20 protein-coding genes and 2 tRNA genes are annotated in these 19961 nt (G+C 62.4%); 9 read left to right on the top strand and 13 right to left on the bottom strand.

Going from position 1 to position 19961, the window contains the following annotated elements; translation table 11 throughout:
• Positions 1 to 269: 269 nt before the first annotated feature.
• Positions 270 to 461 carry a 50S ribosomal protein L28 gene (gene rpmB / locus RE4_RS30700; RefSeq protein WP_003942669.1) on the top strand — a complete coding sequence of 64 codons (192 nt, stop codon included), beginning with the start codon at positions 270 to 272 and terminating at the stop codon, positions 459 to 461.
• 131 nt (positions 462 to 592) lie between these two features.
• The gene (locus RE4_RS12645) at positions 593 to 1387 is read left to right on the top strand and encodes an enoyl-CoA hydratase-related protein (RefSeq protein ID WP_060938662.1); all 795 of its coding nucleotides are present in this window, start codon (positions 593 to 595) and stop codon (positions 1385 to 1387) included.
• A gap of 66 nt (positions 1388 to 1453) precedes the next feature.
• Here RE4_RS12645 and RE4_RS12640 read toward each other — a convergent pair whose 3' ends face one another.
• The 3 genes from RE4_RS12640 to RE4_RS12630 are packed head-to-tail and all read right to left on the bottom strand — an operon-like array spanning position 1454 to position 3657.
• Positions 1454 to 2125, bottom strand: coding sequence for a uracil-DNA glycosylase (locus RE4_RS12640; RefSeq protein ID WP_020907272.1), 672 nt, complete (start codon positions 2123 to 2125; stop codon positions 1454 to 1456).
• Positions 2125 to 2646 carry a gamma carbonic anhydrase family protein gene (locus RE4_RS12635; protein WP_007729328.1) on the bottom strand — a complete coding sequence of 174 codons (522 nt, stop codon included), beginning with the start codon at positions 2644 to 2646 and terminating at the stop codon, positions 2125 to 2127. Before RE4_RS12635 ends, RE4_RS12640 begins: the two co-directional genes overlap by 1 nt.
• 9 nt (positions 2647 to 2655) lie before the next feature.
• Positions 2656 to 3657, bottom strand: coding sequence for a thiamine-phosphate kinase (locus tag RE4_RS12630; protein ID WP_081098353.1), 1002 nt, complete (start codon positions 3655 to 3657; stop codon positions 2656 to 2658).
• 89 nt (positions 3658 to 3746) lie between these two features.
• Here RE4_RS12630 and RE4_RS12625 point away from each other — a divergent pair, with 89 nt between their 5' ends.
• Positions 3747 to 4439: a DUF3515 domain-containing protein gene (locus tag RE4_RS12625; protein ID WP_020907269.1), complete on the top strand. Its 693-nt coding sequence runs from the start codon at positions 3747 to 3749 to the stop codon at positions 4437 to 4439.
• Here RE4_RS12625 and RE4_RS12620 read toward each other — a convergent pair whose 3' ends face one another.
• The 3 genes from RE4_RS12620 to RE4_RS12610 all read right to left on the bottom strand — a co-directional run bounded on the left by RE4_RS12620 (position 4440) and on the right by RE4_RS12610 (position 7765).
• A complete protein-coding gene (locus RE4_RS12620) occupies positions 4440 to 5546 on the bottom strand; it encodes a D-alanine--D-alanine ligase family protein (protein ID WP_024487352.1) in 1107 nt (368 codons plus the stop codon). It abuts the gene before it with no gap.
• Positions 5547 to 5618: 72 nt separating this feature from the next.
• Positions 5619 to 6770 carry a cystathionine gamma-lyase gene (locus tag RE4_RS12615; RefSeq protein ID WP_060938661.1) on the bottom strand — a complete coding sequence of 384 codons (1152 nt, stop codon included), beginning with the start codon at positions 6768 to 6770 and terminating at the stop codon, positions 5619 to 5621.
• A complete protein-coding gene (locus RE4_RS12610; protein ID WP_019747941.1) occupies positions 6767 to 7765 on the bottom strand; it encodes an NAD(P)H-dependent glycerol-3-phosphate dehydrogenase in 999 nt (332 codons plus the stop codon). The genes RE4_RS12615 and RE4_RS12610 overlap by 4 nt, the downstream gene beginning before the upstream one ends.
• Before the next feature lie 126 nt (positions 7766 to 7891).
• Here RE4_RS12610 and cofC point away from each other — a divergent pair, with 126 nt between their 5' ends.
• Genes cofC through RE4_RS12595 form a run of 3 tightly spaced genes read left to right on the top strand, consistent with a single transcriptional unit; the run spans position 7892 to position 11880 of the window.
• Entirely contained in the window at positions 7892 to 8641 is a 750-nt protein-coding gene (gene cofC, locus RE4_RS12605; RefSeq protein ID WP_081098351.1) for a 2-phospho-L-lactate guanylyltransferase, read from the top strand.
• A 51-nt stretch (positions 8642 to 8692) separates the two neighbouring features.
• Positions 8693 to 10936: an RNA degradosome polyphosphate kinase gene (locus RE4_RS12600; protein WP_003942685.1), complete on the top strand. Its 2244-nt coding sequence runs from the start codon at positions 8693 to 8695 to the stop codon at positions 10934 to 10936.
• 17 nt (positions 10937 to 10953) lie between these two features.
• A complete protein-coding gene (locus tag RE4_RS12595; RefSeq protein WP_019747939.1) occupies positions 10954 to 11880 on the top strand; it encodes a bifunctional NUDIX hydrolase/histidine phosphatase family protein in 927 nt (308 codons plus the stop codon).
• A 165-nt stretch (positions 11881 to 12045) separates the two neighbouring features.
• Here the strand turns inward: RE4_RS12595 and RE4_RS31950 are convergent, their stop codons facing one another.
• The 3 genes from RE4_RS31950 to leuC all read right to left on the bottom strand — a co-directional run bounded on the left by RE4_RS31950 (position 12046) and on the right by leuC (position 14948).
• Complete coding sequence (locus RE4_RS31950) at positions 12046 to 12732, bottom strand: HU family DNA-binding protein (protein WP_020907264.1); 687 nt, start codon at positions 12730 to 12732, stop codon at positions 12046 to 12048.
• Positions 12733 to 12889: 157 nt separating this feature from the next.
• Positions 12890 to 13498, bottom strand: a complete 609-nt coding sequence (gene leuD, locus RE4_RS12590) for a 3-isopropylmalate dehydratase small subunit (RefSeq protein WP_019747937.1) — start codon at positions 13496 to 13498, stop codon at positions 12890 to 12892.
• 28 nt (positions 13499 to 13526) lie between these two features.
• Positions 13527 to 14948 carry a 3-isopropylmalate dehydratase large subunit gene (gene leuC, locus RE4_RS12585; RefSeq protein WP_046378385.1) on the bottom strand — a complete coding sequence of 474 codons (1422 nt, stop codon included), beginning with the start codon at positions 14946 to 14948 and terminating at the stop codon, positions 13527 to 13529.
• A gap of 178 nt (positions 14949 to 15126) precedes the next feature.
• Here leuC and RE4_RS12580 point away from each other — a divergent pair, with 178 nt between their 5' ends.
• From RE4_RS12580 to RE4_RS12570, 3 genes are all read left to right on the top strand, one after another.
• Positions 15127 to 15828, top strand: coding sequence for an IclR family transcriptional regulator (locus RE4_RS12580; protein ID WP_007729342.1), 702 nt, complete (start codon positions 15127 to 15129; stop codon positions 15826 to 15828).
• 55 nt (positions 15829 to 15883) lie between these two features.
• Entirely contained in the window at positions 15884 to 16381 is a 498-nt protein-coding gene (locus RE4_RS12575) for a pyridoxamine 5'-phosphate oxidase family protein (RefSeq protein WP_020907263.1), read from the top strand.
• Positions 16382 to 16470: 89 nt separating this feature from the next.
• The gene (locus RE4_RS12570) at positions 16471 to 16668 is read left to right on the top strand and encodes a DUF5302 domain-containing protein (protein ID WP_007729345.1); all 198 of its coding nucleotides are present in this window, start codon (positions 16471 to 16473) and stop codon (positions 16666 to 16668) included.
• Between the two features lie 139 nt (positions 16669 to 16807).
• Here RE4_RS12570 and RE4_RS12565 read toward each other — a convergent pair.
• The 4 genes from RE4_RS12565 to RE4_RS12550 form a co-directional block, all read right to left on the bottom strand.
• Positions 16808 to 16880: transfer RNA gene (locus RE4_RS12565), tRNA-Glu, on the bottom strand.
• A 95-nt stretch (positions 16881 to 16975) separates the two neighbouring features.
• Positions 16976 to 17047 (bottom strand) — tRNA-Gln (locus RE4_RS12560).
• Between the two features lie 156 nt (positions 17048 to 17203).
• Complete coding sequence (gltX, locus tag RE4_RS12555) at positions 17204 to 18679, bottom strand: glutamate--tRNA ligase (RefSeq protein ID WP_019747934.1); 1476 nt, start codon at positions 18677 to 18679, stop codon at positions 17204 to 17206.
• A 73-nt stretch (positions 18680 to 18752) separates the two neighbouring features.
• On the bottom strand, positions 18753 to 19913 hold the full coding sequence (locus tag RE4_RS12550; protein WP_060938660.1) for an alkane 1-monooxygenase: 1161 nt from the start codon (positions 19911 to 19913) through the stop codon (positions 18753 to 18755).
• Positions 19914 to 19961 lie beyond the last annotated feature (48 nt).

The raw sequence follows: 19961 nt of genomic DNA, 5'->3' as shown, positions 1-19961 counted from the left end.
AGGGTAGTCCGACGCTTCTGCGCAACCGTCATTACCGGGCGGTTTGGCCATTCGGGCCGGAAGCGGTTACTCTTACACGGTTGCCTCGAACGGGCTACACGAAATAATGCTGCACTTTGTTTGTTGCTGATTGACTGTTTTCACGTTCGACTGCACAGTGAGCGGTCAAGGATCGGTTCGAAGTCGAGTATATTCGGATTGTAATTCTGGCTGCCCTACCGTGTAGGGTAACCACTTCAATATTCATTTCTAACAAGGAGTTCGCGACTATGGCTGCCGTCTGCGACGTATGCGCCAAGGGGCCCGGCTTCGGTAAGTCGGTCTCGCACTCGCACCGGCGTACCAATCGTCGCTGGAACCCGAACATTCAGTCTGTTCGTACCGAGGTTGCCCCGGGTAACACCCGTAAGGTCAACGTGTGCACCTCCTGCCTGAAGGCAGGCAAGGTCGCTCGGGGCTGATTGCCCGAGCACAAACTATTGCAGGCTCTGCCCCCGTCACTTCGGTGACGGGGGCAGAGCTGTATCTATGTGTCTGTATCTATGTGTCCCCGTGTTTCGTATGGTTGTCCGGCACCCGTAATGTGCGTTGAGTGACTTCTATCGATGACCTGAGCAAAGTGACCCTCGACGAGGGCGTACTCCGCATCACCATTTCCACCGCCGCCAACGGCACCTCCCTCGACGACGAAGGACTGGTTCAGGGCGCGCAGGCGCTCGAGACAGCCGGAAACGACATCGGAAGCATTCTTCTGGTCGGAGAGGGCGCAAATTTCTGCGCCGGAGGCAACGTCCGTGCGTTCGCCGCAGCCCCTGACCGCGGCGAGTACGTCGCCGAGGTTGCCCGTGTCTTCCACGTGTTCGTTCGCGCGCTCGACGCCGCGACCGCTCCAGTGGTGGCCGGGGTCCACGGATGGGCTGCCGGCGCCGGAATGAGCCTGGTCTGCCTCGCCGACGTCGCAATCGGCGGCACCGGCACCAAGCTTCGCCCCGCCTACCCCTCCATCGGTTTCACCCCGGACGGCGGAATGTCGTGGACACTCCCCCGCATCGTCGGCGTGGCACGCGCTCGCGAGATTCTTCTCAACGATTCGGTGATCGGTGGCGACGAAGCCGTCCGGCTGGGGATCCTCACCCGACTCGTCGGCGACGACGAGGTCCAGGAAGAGGCAGCTCGCCTCGCCCGCGCTTTGGCCAACGGACCGAGTACGTCGTACTCGGGAATCAAAGCACTGCTGCGTTCGTCGCGGACGAACTCGCTCGCCGAGCAACTCGACGCCGAGGCTGCGTCCATCGCCCTCGCGGCGAACAGCCCGATCGGGCGCGAGGGTGTCGACGCATTCGTCGACAAGCGTCGCCCCGATTTCACTTCCGCAAAGCAGGCCTAGTCAGCTGGCATGCCGAATGTCGTGTCACGACGTTCGGCATGCCAGGTGAGTGCAGGCGCAGTTCGATCAGCCCAGATTCCAGTCGACCGGGTCGGCCCCGAGTCCGGTCAAGAGTTCGTTCGCACGACTGAACGGGCGCGAACCGAAGAAGCCGCGCGAAGCCGAAAGCGGTGACGGGTGCGCTGATTCGATGATCGGTGTGTCGCCCAGCATCGGCGCGAGAGTGGCCGCGTCACGACCCCACAAGATCGCCACCATCGGTGACGACCGCGCCACCAAAGCGCGGATAGCCTGCTCGGTCACCGGCTCCCAGCCCTTCTTACGATGAGAAGCGGCTTGACCCGGCTGCACGGTGAGTACGCGATTGAGAAGCAGCACACCTTGTTTCGACCACGGCGTCAGATCGCCGTTCGGCGGTATCGGCAGCCCGAGATCCTGGTGATACTCCTTGTAGATATTACCGAGACTTCGTGGAACCGGCCGCACGTCCGGGGCAACCGAAAAGCTCAACCCGACAGCATGACCGGGCGTCGGATAGGGATCTTGACCGACGATGAGCACCCGAACGTCGTCGAACGGGTTCGTGAATGCACGCAAGACGTTCTCTCCCGCAGGCAGATACTCCCGTCCCGCAGCGATCTCTTCGCGCAAGAACTTACCCATCGCGGAGATCTGCTCCGAGACCGGTTCGAGTGCCCGCGCCCACCCTGGATCGACGATCTCTGCAAGCGGCGCCATCAGTCGAGCCTGCGCAACGCGTCGCGGTAGTACGCCGCATTGGCTGCGTACATCTTGACGTTTCCGTCGAGGTGGCCGAGCGGAACTTCGTATCCCGCACGGACCTTGGCGGGCACACCGAGTGCCATGCTGCGCGGGGGAACTTGCATCTTGTTGGCCACCACCGCACCCGCGGCGACGATCGACCCCGTCCCGATCACCGTTCCGTTGAGAACCACGGATCCCGATGCGATCAGGCAGTGGTCCTCGATGGTCGACCCCTCGATGTGCGCGTTGTGGCCCACGACGCAACCGGAACCGATGACAGTCGCATCGATGGCGGTGCAATGGATGACAGTTCCGTCCTGGATGTTGGATCCGATTCCCACCGAAATGGTTCCGTAGTCACCACGCAATACCGCCTGCGGCCAGATCGAGGTGCCCGCCGCGAGAGTCACGGCGCCGATCACCACCGCGTCCGGGTGAACGTATGCGTCCGGATGAATGTCCGGAACTCTGTCTCCAAGTGCATATACAGCCATGAAAGCAACCTATACCGCGGTGGTGCCGGTGGTCGAAAAGCTGTGCCATCCCCCGCCGCTCTCGCGAAGTGCACCGTCGACGCTCACGCCGGAACCGGCCGCAACCGAACCGATCACAGTCCAACCCGACGGAATCTCGACCTCAGGCCCGAAAGTTGCTGCAAATCCGTGATCTTCACCACCGGAGAGGATCCAGTCCAGCGGATCGACGTCGAGCGCCTCGGCCGCCGATGCGACATCGAGTGAGGTGGGAACCGCGGCCGAGACGATGTCGAACCGCACGTGCGAGGCCTCTGCGAGATGTCGAAGGTCCGCGATCAATCCGTCGGATACGTCCGTCATGGAATGTGCTGATTCTGCGGCGTCCCATGCCGATTGATACGGCGGATTCGGAACACGATGAGCGGCAAGCAAGTCTGGAAAGCTTTCGGCTTCGTCGAGCAATACGGCTTCGTCGAGCAGTAGAGCCAACCCTGCTGCCGAGCAACCGAACAACCCGGCGACCGCGATCTTGTCACCGATCTTTGCTCCCGAACGCAGAACTGCCGGACGGCCACCGAGATCGCCGAGCACGGTCACCGACACCACGACCACCGGCGACTGGACCAGGTCACCGCCGACCACACCGGCCCCCAGATCGGTTGCCGCGTCCCAGATTCCCGCGGAGATTGCGTCGATCACGTCGACCGGAGTCGAAGGCGGGCACCCCAGAGACACGGTGAATGCCGTCGGCCGCGCTCCCATCGAGACGACATCCGCAGCGTTCTGTGCCACTGCCTTTCGGCCGATGTCGCGTGGCGAAGACCAATCCATTCGGAAATGCCGACCTTCGACCAGCATGTCGGAAGAGACAACCACACGGCCGTCTCCGGACGTCACGATCGCGGCATCGTCACCCGGCCCCAATTCGGTGGTGACCGGTTGGATTCGGCCGACCAGAGATCGCGCGATCACGTCGAACTCCCCCACCTGCTCGACAGTGTGCTCTGACCCGAACCCCGATGATGCGATGAGTGTCTCCAATGCCGACGCAATTCGCTCGTAAGCGGCCTGCGGTACCTTCTAGCTGTGGTCGTGAATGCTTCTGCAAGCTCACGCGTGTGTCGGCAATCCTACCGATTCACCGACGTGCCCTGCGAAGTGACGAGACCGCTGATCGACTGGACCAGGACCCGAGCGAAGAACTGAGCATGGCAGAAAACACCTCCACCGCAGACAACGCCGACATCGACCCCGATAGCGACGACGATCCGACCGAGCGCCGCAGTCCGGCGCTGATCGCCACCGCCATCGCGCTCCCGGTAGCCCTGATCGTCGGAGTGGTGATCGCGGCCGTCGTCGCAGGAAACAACCCTGAACTCTCGCCGGTAGCGCTGGGACCCGTACCGGCACCGGCAGCGGAGTCGGAGGCCTGCGTTTCCCTCCTCGGTGCGCTCCCCGACAAGATCGACGACTTCACGAAAGCCGAGTTGGTTGACCCTGCTCCGGCTGGAGCGGCAGCTTGGCAGCGCAGCGAAGGTGAGCCGATCGTGTTGCGCTGCGGGCTCGACCGTCCGACCGAGTTCGACCAGGCTGCAGCACTACAGGTTGTGAACGGTGTCCAATGGTTCCAGGTCTCGGGAACCGACGTCGGTCTGGCTGCGAGCACTTGGTTTGCCGTAGACCGCGGTGAGTACATCGGTATCACGATCCCCGACGGGACCGGCCCGACGCCGATTCAGGAGATCTCCGACACCATCACGGCGACTCTCGAACAGAAGCCCCTCGACCCGGCGCCGGTCGCGGTTCCCTGATCAGCGAAGTCCGGTACCGCGAGCGATGGCGGTGTCGACCAGTGTCGAAATCAAAGTGCGGTAATCGATTCCGGTGGCGTTCCACATCTTCGGATACATCGAGATGGAAGTGAACCCGGGCATCGTGTTGATCTCGTTGATCACCGGGCCGTCAGCCGTGACGAAGAAATCGACCCGCGAGAGTCCCTGGCAATCGAGTGCCTTGAACGCGCGGACTGCAAGCTCCCTGATCTGGTCGCTCACCGACTCGTCGAGTTTCGCGGGGATGTCGAATTCGCAGACGTCGTCGAGGTACTTGGTGTCGAAGTCGTAGAACGCGTCCGAATCGGTGTCGGAATCCGGCATCCGGATTTCAGCGACCACACTCGCCTTGACGTCGCCGTTCGGGAATTCGAGGACGCCGCATTCCACCTCACGGCCGATGATCGCGCCTTCGACGATCACCTTGGGATCGTGCAGGCGCGCATGAGCGATCGCCCCGTCCAGACCGTCCCAATTGCTCACCCGGGTGATGCCGATGGACGAACCACCACGAGCGGGCTTCACGAACACGGGAAGGCCCAACTCCGCCTTCTGTTCTTCGGTCAGCGTTGCGATTCCCGGTCGAAGCACGACCTGCACTCCGACGGGAAGTCCTTCAGCGGCAAGAAGCTTCTTCGTGAACTCTTTGTCCATGCCGGCGGCGCTGGCCAGGACTCCGGGTCCGACATACGGAACCCCGGCAAGTTCGAGCAATCCCTGAATGGTGCCGTCTTCGCCGTAAGCCCCATGCAGAACGGGGAAAACGACGTCGACCGACGCGAGCACAGCACCGGCGTCGGAGCCGTCGAAGGAGATGACCTCGCCCTCGCGGGTGGGGTCCGCGCTGAGGACCACCGACGTTCCGTCTTTGTCGACCGACGGCAACGCGCGCCCGCTGATCGCGAGGGAGCTGGGGTCGCTCGACCCGAGGACCCAGGAACCGTCGACGGTGATGCCGATCGGTACGACGTCGTACCGATCCGGGTCGAGGTTGCTCAGGACGCTTCCGGCGGAAACACAGGACACTGAATGCTCATTGCTCCGGCCACCGAAGATCACGGCCACGCGGGTACGGCTGCTGTTCACGCGTCAAACCGTACCGCCGAATCGACTTCGGCACGCGATCGGGCCGGGCCGGAAATCATCGACGTGGTCCGCTCACGCGTCGAGCGCGCGCTCGATGTCGGCCAGGAGATCGGCGGTGTCCTCGATGCCACAAGCGATTCGGACAAAACCCGCACTGACCGGATCGCCCCAGCGCGCACGGCGATCCGCCGTCGTGTGGATCCCACCGAAGCTGGTGGCGGCCGTGACGAGATTGCTCGCTTCGACGAACGAGTGGAATGCTTGAGCCGAATCCAACTCGACGCTCACCAATCCGCCGAATCGTTTCATCTGACCGGATGCCGTTGTGTAGGACGGGTCACCGCGAAGGCCGGGATAACGAACGGACCGGACCGCTTTGTGTCCAGCCAACATCTCGGCCAGGGCCAGCGCGTTGTCGCACTGACGCCCGAATCGCAGGCCTGCCGTGCCGAGACTCCGGTGCGCAAGCCACGTCTCGAAGGGGCCGAGCACTGTTCCCGAAAGAAGTCGCTCACGCTCGATCCGCTGACTCACCGCCGCATCGGAAGTAGCGACGTAACCCATCAGGAGGTCACTGTGCCCGCTGAGTGCCTTGGTACCGCTGGCCACCACGACGTCGGCACCCAATTCGAGCGGGCGCTGCCCCAGCGGTGTTGCAGTCGTGTTGTCGACGATCAGCAGCGCACCCGCTCGGTGGCACACGTCGGCGAGCACGCGAAGGTCGACCACGTCCAGCACCGGGTTGGACGGCGTCTCGGCGACGACGACCACGCGACCCGGTGACGCGTCGAGCAGTTCCCCGAAACTCGCGTCGCCCATCTGCAGGGTCGAGACTTCGCGAACGGTGATTCCCAACGGAGCCAACCGTTCGTTCGCGTACAACCGCACCTGGTAGTACCCGTCCGAGGGCACGACGACGGTATCCCCGGCGACGAGCACGCTGCGCAAGGTCGCGGTGATCGCAGACATCCCCGACCCCATGACGAGTGCGTGGTCCGCTCCTTCGAGCGCCGCGAGCGCCGATTCGAGTCCGCGCCAACCCGGGTTCGACGCTCGAGCATAGGTATCGGACTCGGAGCCTTCGTCCACCGAAAGTTGGTACGGCGCAGCAAATATCGGACCCAGCTGCATGGGCTGACCCGCAGCGTGTTCGCGCGCAACGGCGCTCACACTGCGCGTCGAATCCCCGTAACCCTCGAAATCACTCACATTAATTTCACTCATTCCGGCTTCGTCCGGCGTCCGAGCAACTGACCGATCGCATCGCTGACGGCCATGCCTTCGTGGCACACCCGATGGACCGCGTCGGTCAACGGCATCTCCACGTCGTAGCCGGCAGCGAGTGCGCGTACCGACGTGCACGACTTCACACCCTCGGCGACCTGACCGTTGGTTGCCTTCTGTGCCGATTCCATCGACCCGCCCCGTCCGAGTCGCTCTCCGAACGTCCGGTTTCGCGACAACTCGGACGTGCAGGTCGCGACCAGGTCACCGACGCCCGCCAAGCCTGCAAGCGTCGACGCCTTGGCGCCGAGCGCGACACCGAGCCGAATCGTCTCGGCGAGACCACGGGTGATGATGCTGGCAACCGTGTTGTCGCCGAATCCACTACCGGCGGCCATGCCGCAGGCCAGCGCGATCACGTTCTTGCACGCGCCACCGATCTCGCAACCGATGACGTCGGAGTTGGTGTACGGCCTGAAATAGCCGGTAGCGCAAGCGTCCTGGAGAGCGAGGGCACGCGAGGAATCCGAGCAGGCGATCACCGTGGCCGCGGGCTGCCCGCTGGCGATCTCGTGTGCAAGATTCGGGCCCGAGAGCACCGCGACGCGCCCCGGTTCCACGCCGGTCACCGACACGATGACCTGGCTCATGCGCATGAGCGTCCCGGTCTCGATTCCCTTGGCCAGACTCAGCAGAGTCGCATCGGGTCCGATCGAGCCTTTCCACTGCTCCAGGTTTCCCCGTAGCGACTGCGAAGGAACCGCCAGCACGATGAAGTCAGCGCCTGCCATTGCCTCCTCGTGGTGGTGGGTCGCGCGAATCGACGAAGGCAAAGCAATGCCCGGCAGATAGTCGCTGTTCTCGTGTGTGGTGTCGATGCGCTTCGCGACCTCTTCACGCCTGGCCCACATCGTCACGTCGGTTCCGGCCTCGGCCATCACCTTGGCCAACGCTGTTCCCCACGAACCTGCGCCCAATACAGCTGCCTTACTCACACGCTCACCCCGTCTACCCGGCGAAGCGGGTCGCCGCCAGAAAAATCGTCTGCACAGAGTATCGCCTGTGGTGCACTGCGGTGGGCAGCCGCGGACACCGAGCGTGATGACTGGCAAGATCGAGGGATGGACAGCGCGGAACCCCCGTACCCACACGTCGTGGAGACACCGCATGCGCGCACGGAGATCGAACGCCCCATGCATGCGATAGTGGCCGTCAAGTCCTTGAGATCGGCCAAGTCCCGGCTCGCGGGCGAACTCGACGCGGACGCGCGTGCAGACCTCGTGTTGGCCATGCTTCACGACACCCTCGCGACCGTTGCCGCCGTCTCTGCCATCGACACCGTCACGGTGGTCACCCCAGACCCGACCGTTGCCGCTCTTGCGTATTCCGTCGGCGTGACGGTCTACGCCGATCCAGCTCCCGACATCTCGCTGACCAACGGCGCCTCACCGCGCGCGGAGGAAACCCTCAACGCAGCGTTGAGTGCAGCGGCCGCCGATATCCGAGCCAAACGCGGAGTGGTCGACCTCGTTGTGCTGCAAGCCGACTTGCCCGCGATGCGACCGAGCGAACTGACGGAGGCCGTGGCCGCCGCCCGAAGCGGTGGACGTTCAGTCGTCGTCGATCACCACGGCTCCGGCACTTCCGCATTGTTTGCGTGTGGCGAGAGTGCGCTCGACCCCCGATTCGGTCCGGAATCCGCACGGGGACATGCTAATTCAGGTGCTCGTCCACTCAACGGCCAATGGCCGGGACTGCGCACCGACGTCGACACCCACGCCGACCTCGACACCGTGCGCGCACTGGGAGTGGGCCCCGCGACATTGGCTTCGTTGACCAGACTCAAGGCCACGCCGTCGAACAGTCGATGAATTTTCTTTCATCGATTGTCGGACCGCGCGATTGTGGGGGATGATCGACGAGTGAGCAATGGCGAAGCACTCGAAAACCGTATTTCCGAAGACCAGTCGGACGGAGACCACAGCTCCGGCCGGCACGAGAACGGCGCGGCCACCTCGCCGCGATCTCAGGCCGTCGCGGTCGCCACCAACATCCCGGGCGCTCCCCCTGCAGCTACCAAGGCAGAGCTACCCGAATTGCTCGTCGGACTTCCCGAGGATCGTTACCTAAACCGCGAACTCAGCTGGCTCGATTTCAATGCCCGTGTTCTCGCATTGGCTGCCGACGAGTCACTGCCGTTGCTCGAACGCGCAAAGTTCCTCGCCATCTTCGCTTCCAATCTCGACGAATTTTTCATGGTCCGGGTCGCCGGACTCAAGCGCCGCGACGAGACGGGCCTGTCGGTCAGGTCCGCCGACGGCCTCTCCCCACGCGAACAATTGGCGCTCATTGCGCGTCGCACCCAGGAACTCGCCGACAAGCACGCACACGTGTTTCTCGACTCGGTCCGCCCTGCCCTGGCGGCAGAAGGCATTTCAATTGTTCGATGGGCCGACCTCAGTGCCGACGATCACGGCCGGCTCTCGGCGCATTTCCACGAGCAGGTCTTCCCGGTACTGACGCCTTTGGCAGTCGATCACGCCCACCCGTTCCCCTACATCAGCGGACTGAGCCTCAACCTCGCCGTGACAGTGAAGGACTCCGTCACCCGCGGCGAACACTTCGCTCGCGTCAAGGTCCCCGACAACGTCGGCCGGTTCGTGCGAGTCAAGAGCACGACGTCTTCGTCCACCATCGATTCGTTCCTCCCGATGGAAGAACTGATTTCGGCTCATCTGGACGTGCTGTTCCCCGGAATGGAAATCGTCGAACATCACGCCTTCCGAATCACACGCAACGCCGATTTCGAGGTCGAAGAGGATCGGGACGAGGATCTGCTGCAGGCACTCGAACGTGAATTGGCGCGTCGTCGTTTCGGTTCGCCCGTTCGCCTCGAAGTTGCCGACGACATGACCGAGCACATGCTCGAACTGCTTCTGCGTGAACTCGACGTCGATCCGGCTGACGTGATCGAGGTTTCCGGGCTCCTCGACTTGTCCTGCCTCTGGCAGGTTTACGCCGTCGATCGCCCGGCGCTCAAGGACGCTCCGTTCGTCCCGGCGACGCATCCGGCGTTCGGCGAGCGTGAGACACCGAAGAGTGTGTTCTCGACCCTGCGCGAGGGCGACGTGCTCGTCCACCACCCTTACGACTCGTTTTCCACCAGCGTTCAACGCTTCATCGAACAGGCCGCGGCCGACCCGCAGGTGCTCGCGATCAAGCAGACCCTGTACCGAACTTCGGGCGACTCCCCCATCGTCAACGCACTGATCGACGCCGCCGAGGCCGGCAAGCAAGTTGTTGCCCTCGTGGAGATCAAGGCCCGCTTCGACGAGCAGGCCAACATCAAGTGGGCACGCAAACTCGAGCAGGCCGGCGTTCACGTCGTCTACGGTCTCGTCGGTCTCAAGACTCACTGCAAGACGTGCCTCGTCGTCAGGCGCGAAGGTTCGACCATTCGTCGCTACTGCCACATCGGCACCGGCAACTACAACCCGAAGACCGCGCGCATGTACGAGGACGTCGGATTGCTCACCGCAGCACCGGAGATCGGTGCCGACCTCACCGACCTCTTCAACTCGTTGACCGGATACTCCCGCAAGACGAGCTACCGCAACCTTCTCGTCGCGCCGTACGGGGTTCGCCGCGGGATCATCGAGCGGATCGACAACGAGATCGCTCACAAGCTCGCAGGCCGCGATGCCGGTATCCGCTTGAAGGCCAACGCATTGGTCGACGAGCAGGTCATCGACGCGTTGTACCGCGCGTCCAAGGCCGGTATCCCCGTCGAGATCGTGGTCCGCGGAATCTGCGCGCTCAAGCCTGGTGTTCCGGGCCTCAGCGAAAACATCGAAGTACGTTCCATTCTCGGGCGGTTCCTCGAACACTCGCGAATGTTCCACTTCCGCTCGGCCGACGAATTCTGGATCGGCAGCGCAGACATGATGCACCGCAACCTCGATCGCCGCGTCGAGGTCATGGTGCAGGTCAAGGATCCGAAACTGTCGAAGCAACTCGGTGACATCTTCGATTCCGCGCTCGATCCGCGAACTCGCTGCTGGGTACTGCATCCGGACGGCAGTTGGGTAGCTGCCCCCGAACGCGGTGAGGACGTACGTGAGCATCAACAGTCGTTGATGCGCAGCCGCACCGCCAGCGGGTCTTGACGGGCTCGGATCACACCATGAGCGACAAGCCGGTCAAAGCCAACATCTTTGCCGCAGGCGCGGTTCTGTGGCGGAAGGCTCCCCAGGATCCTTCCGCCATCGAGATCGCCGTCGTACATCGACCGAAGTACGACGACTGGTCATTCCCCAAAGGAAAGCTCGATCCAGGCGAGACCTTCTTGACCGCAGCAGTTCGCGAGGTCCGCGAAGAGACCTCGATCACCGGACGTTTCGGAAGGCACCTCGGTGGCGTGACGTACCCGATCCCGGGACATCGCAAACTCAAACGAGTCGAATACTGGTCGGCCGAAGCAGTCGACGGAGATTTCGGGCCGAATAACGAAGTAGATGTTCTCTATTGGCTTCCGGTCGCCGAGGTCGCCGATCATCTTTCCTACCCGATGGATCGAATGATTCTTCGCCGCTTCGTTTCCATTCGGCCTGACACGAAAACGGTATTACTCGTCCGCCACGCAAAGGCTGGAAGCCGTAAGCGGTACAAGGGCGACGACAATTTGCGTCCACTCGACGCCAAGGGCAAAGAACAATCCGCCGCCTTGGTCGAACAGCTGAAAATCTTCGGAGCCGATTCGGTTTTCGCGGCTGACCGTACGCGCTGCATCGACACCGTAATGCCGTTGGCGGAGGCATTGGGTGTCGAGATTTCGACGGAACCTCTTCTGACCGAAGAAGGTTACGAGGCCGATCCCGACGCCGCTCGGGCACGTGCGCTGCAGATTGCCGCACTGGAGGGCACTCCAGTGATCTGCAGCCAAGGAGGCGTCATCCCCGATTTGATGCGCTGGTGGGCTGATACGGCCGGTGTAACACTGCCCTCTGCACGCAACCGTAAGGCGAGCACTTGGGTGCTCTCGTTCCTCGACGGCCGTCTCGTCGCCGCCGATCACCTCGACAGCCCGCTCCCCAAAGTCGCCAACTCCTGAGGGATTTGGACCAGCCGGCCCCAGCTCGATTCGGTAGTTTTGCAAAGCACTGAAACACAGGAGAATTCACACTTCTCCCAGACAGCAAAAAGAGGTGCAGCCGCGGATCAGATCCGCGGCTGCACCTCTTTGTCTTACGGCATCGGGTTTTTCACCCGAACGCGACTACTTTCCGCGCTTGGCCGGAGCCTTCTTGGCCGGAGCCTTCTTGGCTGCGGTCTTGGCCGGAGCCTTCTTGGCCGGAGCCTTCTTGGCCGGAGCCTTGGCTGCGGTCTTGGCCGGAGCCTTCTTGGCGGGAGCCTTGGTGGCAACCGTCTTCTTGGCTGCGGTCTTGGCCGGAGCCTTCTTGGCGGGAGCCTTGGTGGCAACCGTCTTCTTGGCTGCGGTCTTGGCCGGAGCCTTCTTGGCGGGAGCCTTCGCGGCAACCGTCTTCTTGGCTGCGGTCTTGGCCGGAGCCTTCTTTGCCGGAGCCTTCTTGGCTGCGGTCTTCTTGGCAGCAGCCTTCTTGGCTGCAGCCTTGGTGGCCGGTGCTGCTACGCCACGCTTGACTGCCGGGCCGGTGGCCGGAAGCTTCTGTCCACCAGCGATAACAGCCTTGAACTGCGCACCCGGACGGAAAGCCGGAACCGACGTCGGCTTGACCTTGACGGTCTCGCCCGTACGCGGGTTGCGTGCAACACGTGCTGCACGACGACGCTGCTCGAAGACTCCGAAGCCGGTGATGGTCACGCTCTCGCCACGGTGGACGGCGCGGACGATGGTGTCCACGACGTGCTCCACTGCGTCGGTCGCTGTGCGCCTGTCCGAACCCAGCTTTTCAGTCAGAACATCGATGAGCTCTGCCTTGTTCATTGAAATTCCTCCGCTAATTGTGGTCCACCGTCGGACCGACTGAGAACCACGGTAAACCTGATAACGGCAAGAGTCTATGTGCCACGCCAATTCTCATTCAACGTGACTGCGAAATGGTGACCTATTTCTCTTCCCGCGCGGAGTTGCGGATTTCGGTTCAGCCCTGCGAAATTCGGGCTGGAAGGGTAGTCGGTTTCCATGAAGGCCTTGACTTTTCGAACTCGGAAATCGCTTCTACCTGCCGCAATGTCAGTCCGATGTCGTCGAGACCCTCCAGCAGACGCCACCGTGTGTAGTCGTCAATATTGAACGGCACCACCGTAGTTCCGGCGCTCACGGTCCGATTCTCGAGATCTACTGTCAATTCCAGTCCGGGCTGCTCTTCGAGCAACTTCCAGAGCAATTCGACGTCGCTCTGCTCGACCTGTGCCGCTACGAGACCGGCTTTTCCGGCGTTCCCGCGGAAGATGTCGGCGAACCGGGAAGCGATGACGACCCGAAATCCGAAGTCGGAGAGAGCCCACACGGCATGCTCACGCGAAGAGCCCGTGCCGAAATCGGGACCGGCTACGAGGACACTTCCCTTGTCGTACGGAGCCAGATTGAGAATGAAGTTGGGGTCGGTGCGCCAGCCTGCAAACAGCCCGTCCTCGAATCCCGTGCGCGTCACCCGTTTCAGGTACACGGCAGGGATGATCTGATCGGTATCGACATTCGAGCGTCGCAGCGGGACGCCGATACCCTTGTGCGTGGTAAAGGATTCCATCGAAATTCTCCTCGAGATGGTAAGTGGGTCAGACCAGATCGGCCGGTGCCGAGAGCGTTCCGCGGACCGCAGTGGCAGCCGCGACGAGCGGGGAAACCAGATGGGTCCGACCGCCTTTACCCTGTCGGCCTTCGAAATTCCGGTTGGACGTCGATGCCGAACGCTCGCCGGGAGCAAGCTGGTCAGGGTTCATTCCCAAGCACATCGAGCAACCGGCCTGGCGCCATTCGGCCCCTGCCGCCGTGAAGATTTCACCGAGACCTTCACTTTCGGCTTGAGCACGCACCCGCATCGAGCCGGGAACGATGAGCATCCGAACGCCCTCTGCCACATGGCGACCCTCGAGCACCTCGGCCACCGCGCGCAGATCTTCGATGCGTCCGTTGGTGCACGAACCGACGAAGACGGTGTCGACAGCAACATCCCGAAGCGCCATGCCGGCGTCGAGACCCATGTAGGTGAGCGCCTTCTCGGCAGCCTGACGCTCGCTCTCGTCGACGATCAGTTCCGGATCGGGAACACGGTCACCGAGCGGTGCACCCTGTCCCGGATTGGTTCCCCACGTGACAAAAGGCGTCAATGCGCTTGCGTCGATGTGGACCTCGTTGTCGAATTCGGCGCCCTCGTCGGTCTTGAGCAACTCCCACGCGGCGACGGCTTCGTCCCACTCTGCGCCCGACGGTGCATGCGGACGGCCCTTGATGAACTCGTAAGTGATCTCGTCCGGTGCGATCATGCCCGCACGGGCTCCGGCCTCGATCGACATGTTGCAGATGGTCATACGAGCTTCCATCGACAGTTTGCGAATGGCCTCGCCGCGGTACTCCAGGACGTAGCCCTGGCCGCCGCCGGTGCCGATCTTGGCGATGACTGCCAGGATCAAGTCCTTGCTCGTGACGCCAGGAGGCAGCTCGCCGTCGACCGTGATCGCCATGGTCTTGAAGGGGCGCAACGACAATGTCTGCGTCGCCATCACGTGCTCGACCTCGCTGGTGCCGATTCCCATTGCGAGCGCACCGAATGCGCCGTGCGTCGACGTATGACTGTCGCCGCACACCACGGTGGTTCCCGGCTGAGTCAGGCCGAGCTGCGGTCCGACCACATGCACGATGCCCTGATCGAGATCGCCCATGCGGTGCAAGCGAACTCCGAACTCCTCGCAATTTCGGCGCAAGGTGTCGACCTGAGTCTTGGACACGGGATCGGCGATCGGCTTGTCGATGTCGATCGTCGGAACGTTGTGGTCCTCGGTGGCGATCGTCAGGTCGGGACGGCGCAACGGGCGTCCTGCCAAGCGAAGTCCGTCGAAGGCCTGCGGGCTCGTCACTTCGTGAACGAGGTGGAGATCGATGTAGATGAGGTCGGGATCCTGCCCCTCCCCTTTCACGACAACGTGGTCGTCCCACACCTTCTCGGCGAGAGTGCGTGCTTTCTGTGCCATGTCTTCCACCTCTGTACGTAGCCTCGCGTCGGCGGACTACGGGCTGGCCCGCCGCGCGTGAAGTAGGTCCCCAGCCCTCGCAGCAGATGCAGGCTGCCCCTAGGAAATGCACTAGCCCTTCAGTAAATGCGCTAGTCCACCAGGAAATGCGCTATCATCCCACTATGCGAGAAACTGGTATCGACCTATGAGACAGCATAGCGGCATCGGCGTCCTGGACAAAGCAATGGGCGTTCTTCATGCAGTAGCTGAGGAACCGTGCAGCCTCACCGAACTCTGTGCACGAACCGGTTTGCCGCGCGCGACCGCCCATAGACTCGCCGTCGGTCTCGAAGTCCATCGACTCCTCACACGCGACTCGGACGGTCAGTGGTGCCCAGGACCCGGACTCGCCGAACTCGCTGCCACCGCTAATGATCCACTCATTGCGGCGGCCGGACTCATCCTCCCCCGCCTTCGCGAAATCACCGGCGAAAGCGTCCAGCTGTACCGCCGGGAAGGCACCCAACGCATCTGCGTCGCGTCGATGGAACCGCCCACGGGCCTTCGCGACACAGTTCTCGTCGGGGCCAGGCTGCCGATGAATGCCGGTTCCGGCGCCAAGGTCCTTCTCGCATGGGCAGATCCACAAACCCAACGGACCGTTCTCGCCGATGCGTCGTTCGGCGAACGAGTGCTCCTCGAGGTTCGCCGGCGCGGCTGGGCACAGAGTGCAGCCGAACGTGAGCCGGGTGTCGCCAGCGTCGCGGCTCCCGTCCGAGACTCGGCAGGCGCTGTCATTGCCGCGATTTCGGTCTCCGGCCCCATCGATCGGATGGGCAGACGACCGGGAGCCCGCTGGGCGGCAGACCTTCTCGCAGCTGCCGAAGCGCTCCACAAGCGTCTGTAATTCGTGACACAGTAAGGCCTTCAGATCCTCGAGCACGTAGGAGTACGACGCGACCATGGCAGGAAAGCAGCGTAGTCAGATCACGATGACCGAGGCCGAGATTTCGAGCTTCGTCGAAAAGAGCCGTACGGCAACGATGGCGACGTTGAGCGCCGACGGAATGCCTCACCTGATCGCGATGTGGTTCGCGATAGTCGACGGCGAAATCTGGTTCGAAACCAAAGCCAAGTCGCAGAAGGCGGTCAATCTTCGCCGGGACACCCGAATGTCCGTCCTGATCGAAGACGGTCTGACGTACGACACGCTGCGAGGAGTCTCGATGGAGGGCACCGGAGTGATCGTCGAGGATCCGGAAGCTCTCTTCGCCGTGGGAATCAGTGTCTGGGAGCGATACACGGGCCCGTACACGGAGGATCTCCGCCCGGCCGTCGAAGCGATGCTCCACAAGCGCGTCGCGGTACGGTTCGTTCCCGATCGAACTCGTTCGTGGGATCACCGCAAGCTCGGGATGCCTGCGATGCCTCTTTCCGGTTCTACTGCACCATCGCCGTAGACCCCGAGATTCGTGAAGCGAAATTCACGAGCTTTCGAATTCGGGCCGGCGTAGTTTCACCAACAGGCCCAACAACAAGGAGTGAGCATATGAGCGATCTCGACAGCAACACCCCGTCGGAACCCGAATCCCAATCGGAGGAAACCAAACGAAAGTTCCGTGAAGCCCTCGAACGGAAGAATCATCAGAACGCCAAATCGACCGACCATCGCGACGGACAGTCCAAGGTCCACAACACGCATGGCCCGGCCGATCACAAGCGAGAGTTCCGCCGTAAGAGCGGATAGCCGATCACGGACAACAGAGTGAGATGACGATCACCCCCAGTCGAATTCGACTGGGGGTGATCGTTTTTCGCATCGCCGGAAACATTTCCCATACATACGAAAAGACCCTCCGATCAATGATCGGAGGGTCTTTCCTTTGTAGCCCCGACGGGATTCGAACCCGCGCTACCGCCTTGAGAGGGCGGCGTCCTAGGCCGCTAGACGACGGGGCCAGGACACGCTTTTAAACGTGGTATTCAGTCTTGCTCTTGGATGCTCAGCAAGCTTAGCTTGTCTGAGTCCGGCCACAAAATCGACCGGATTTCCGCTGGGGTACCAGGACTCGAACCTAGAATGGCGGTACCAGAAACCGCTGTGTTGCCAATTACACCATACCCCAAGGTCTTGCTCACCAGCCTTGCCCGATCCGCTTCGCTGTTGTGCTCGGCGGCTCGTCTCCGGCCGAAAAGAAGATTACCAGTACCCCTGCCCCAAATACCAAATCGTATGGTCACGGAAGGTTTTTGCTTCATTTTCGGCCGGAAGACAGTCCGATCTAGGCAGTTACCGCTGCCCTACCGGCGCGCAACCGAGCAATCGAGACCTCACGACCGAGCAATTCCATCGACTCGTACAGCGGAGGGCTGATGTGAGAGCCGGTGATCGCGACCCGAACCGGAGCGAAGGCCTTACGCGGTTTGAGCTCCAGATCCTCGATGAGGGCCTTCTTGAGTGCTTCCTCGATACTGGCCGCAGTCCACTCCGAGGTTGCCTCGAGTGCCGCAAGAGACGCATCCAGAACCGGACCAGCGTCTTCCTTCAGGTTCTTTGCCGCCGCGGCCGGATCGAGAGCAAACGACGCCTCGTCGACGAACAGGAACTTCAGCAGATCCCACGCGTCGGACAGGACGACGATGCGCGTCTGCACGAGGTCCGCCGCAACAGTGAACGTGGCTTCATCGACGTCGGCGCTGATGTGGCCGTGCTCCACCAGGAACGACTTCAGGCGGGCCGCGAAGTCGGCCGGCTGGAGCAAGCGAATGTGCTCGGCATTGATCGCGTCGGCCTTTTTCTGGTCGAAGCGGGCAGGGTTGGAGTTGACCTTCGAAACGTCGAAGGCCGCAACCATCTCGTCGAGTGAGAAGACATCGTGATCGTCGGCAATGCTCCACCCGAGCAGAGCCAAGTAGTTCAGCAGTCCCTCGGGAATGAAGCCCCGATCGCGGTGAATGAAGAGGTTGGACTCGGGATCGCGCTTGGAAAGCTTCTTGTTGCCCTGACCCATCACGAACGGCAGGTGCCCGAACGACGGTGTGAAATCGGCGACACCGATGCGGATCAAAGCCTCGTACAACGCGAGCTGACGCGGGGTCGAGGACAGCAGGTCCTCACCGCGCAGTACGTGGGTGATCTTCATCAACGCGTCGTCGACGGGGTTGACCAGCGTGTACAGCGGAATACCGTTCCCGCGAGTCAACGCGAAGTCCGGAACGGTGCCTGCCTTGAACGTGGTCTCGCCGCGAACCAGGTCGTTCCACGTCAGGTCGTGATCGGGCATCCGGAGGCGGACGACCGGCTTGCGACCCTCGGCGACGTAGGCAGCGCGCTGCTCGTCGCTGAGGTCGCGATCGAAGTTGTCGTATCCGAGCTTCGGGTCGCGTCCGGCCGCCTTGTGTCGCGCTTCCACTTCTTCGTTGGTCGAGTAGGACTCGTAGGCCTCGCCCGCGGCCAGCAACTTGGCAACGACGTCGAGATGCAGGTCGCGACGCTCGGACTGGCGATACGGTGCGTGCGGCCCACCGACCTCCGGGCCCTCGTCCCAATTGAGCCCCAACCAGCGGAGGGCGTCGAGGATGGCCTGGTAGGACTCTTCACTGTCGCGCTGCGCATCGGTGTCTTCGATACGGAACACGAACGTGCCGCCGTGGTGTCGTGCGAATGCCCAGTTGAACAAGGCGGTGCGCACCAAACCTACGTGCGGGGTTCCGGTGGGTGACGGACAGAAACGGACGCGTACTTCGCTGTTGGTCATGGCTCACTTGGCTCGGCGATGATGGATGGTCGTACTACAGGTTAGTCCCGCAGCGCTTCCTCCATCCCGCCGATCACTTACCCGGCAAGACGTTGATACGTGTCATGTCACCGTCGTAGTAGGCGAGTAGTCGCTTGTCCATGACCTTTCGCCACAGCGGCGGCACCCACGCGCACACGATCATGACCGCGTAACCCGCTGGAAGTTGCGGCGCTTCGGCCGCACTGCGCAGGCTCTGGTACCGCAGACGCGGATTCGCGTGATGGTCACTGTGACGCTGAAGTTGATAGAGGAACAGATTGCTGACGACGTGGTCGCTGTTCCAGCTGTCCTCGGGCGAGCAGCGAACGTACGAGCCGTCAGGCCGCTTCGCACGTAGCAAGCCGTAGTGCTCGAGATAGTTGGCGGTCTCGAGGAACGTGAATCCGGCGATCGCCTGAACGGCCAGCCACGGTGCGATTTCCCACCCGAATGCGGCGATCAGACTCCCGAACAGAACCACACTCATCGCCCACGCGTTCAGGATGTTGTTGCGGTAACTCCAGGTCCGTCTGCCTTGACGCTGCAGGCGAGCGCTTTCGATCCGCCATCCCGAGCGCAGGCCGCCGATGACACTGCGCGGCAAGAAGAACCAGAAGTTTTCCTTGTATCGCGAACTGGCCGGATCCTCCGGCGTCGCGACACGGACGTGGTGACCATGGTTGTGCTCGACGTAGAAATGGCCGTAGAAGGACTGTGCCAGCGCTACTTTCGCGAGCCACTTCTCGAGCTTTTCGCTCTTGTGCCCCAATTCATGCGCCGCGTTGATCCCAACACCGGCAACCACGCCGGCAGTCATCGCGAGCGCGAACTTCTCCCCCGCCGCCATCGGCGCATTCACCCAGCACCAGGCGACGAACACGAGACCGACGTATTGGAGGGGCAGGAACAGATACGTGCACCAGCGGTAGAAACGATCCTCTTGCAATTCAGGGATCGCTTCGTCCGGTGGGCTGTTACCGTCCTCGCCCGCCAGTAGATCGATCAGGGGAATGACGATCACGATGAGCCAGGCCCCGATGGCCCAGAAGAGCCCGAGACTGAACTTGTCGACCAGAAACCACGCAGCGAACGGACTGAGAGGAACCAGCAAACCCAGTGGCCACAGGTAGCGCTTCTTGTCTCGCCACACCGGCCGCTGCCCGTTCCGCGCGTGCGCTGCCGCTGTCCGGGAGCCTTCCGCGAAGGTCGTCATGTATCACCACGTTTCTGCGCAATCCACTCGATTGCCCCATCGGCTTCT

Origin of the sequence: Rhodococcus erythropolis NBRC 15567, from assembly GCF_001552595.1 — a bacterium.
In the GTDB taxonomy this organism is placed as follows: domain Bacteria; phylum Actinomycetota; class Actinomycetes; order Mycobacteriales; family Mycobacteriaceae; genus Rhodococcus_F; species Rhodococcus_F erythropolis.
This window is presented reverse-complemented; position numbering and strand designations above follow the sequence as displayed.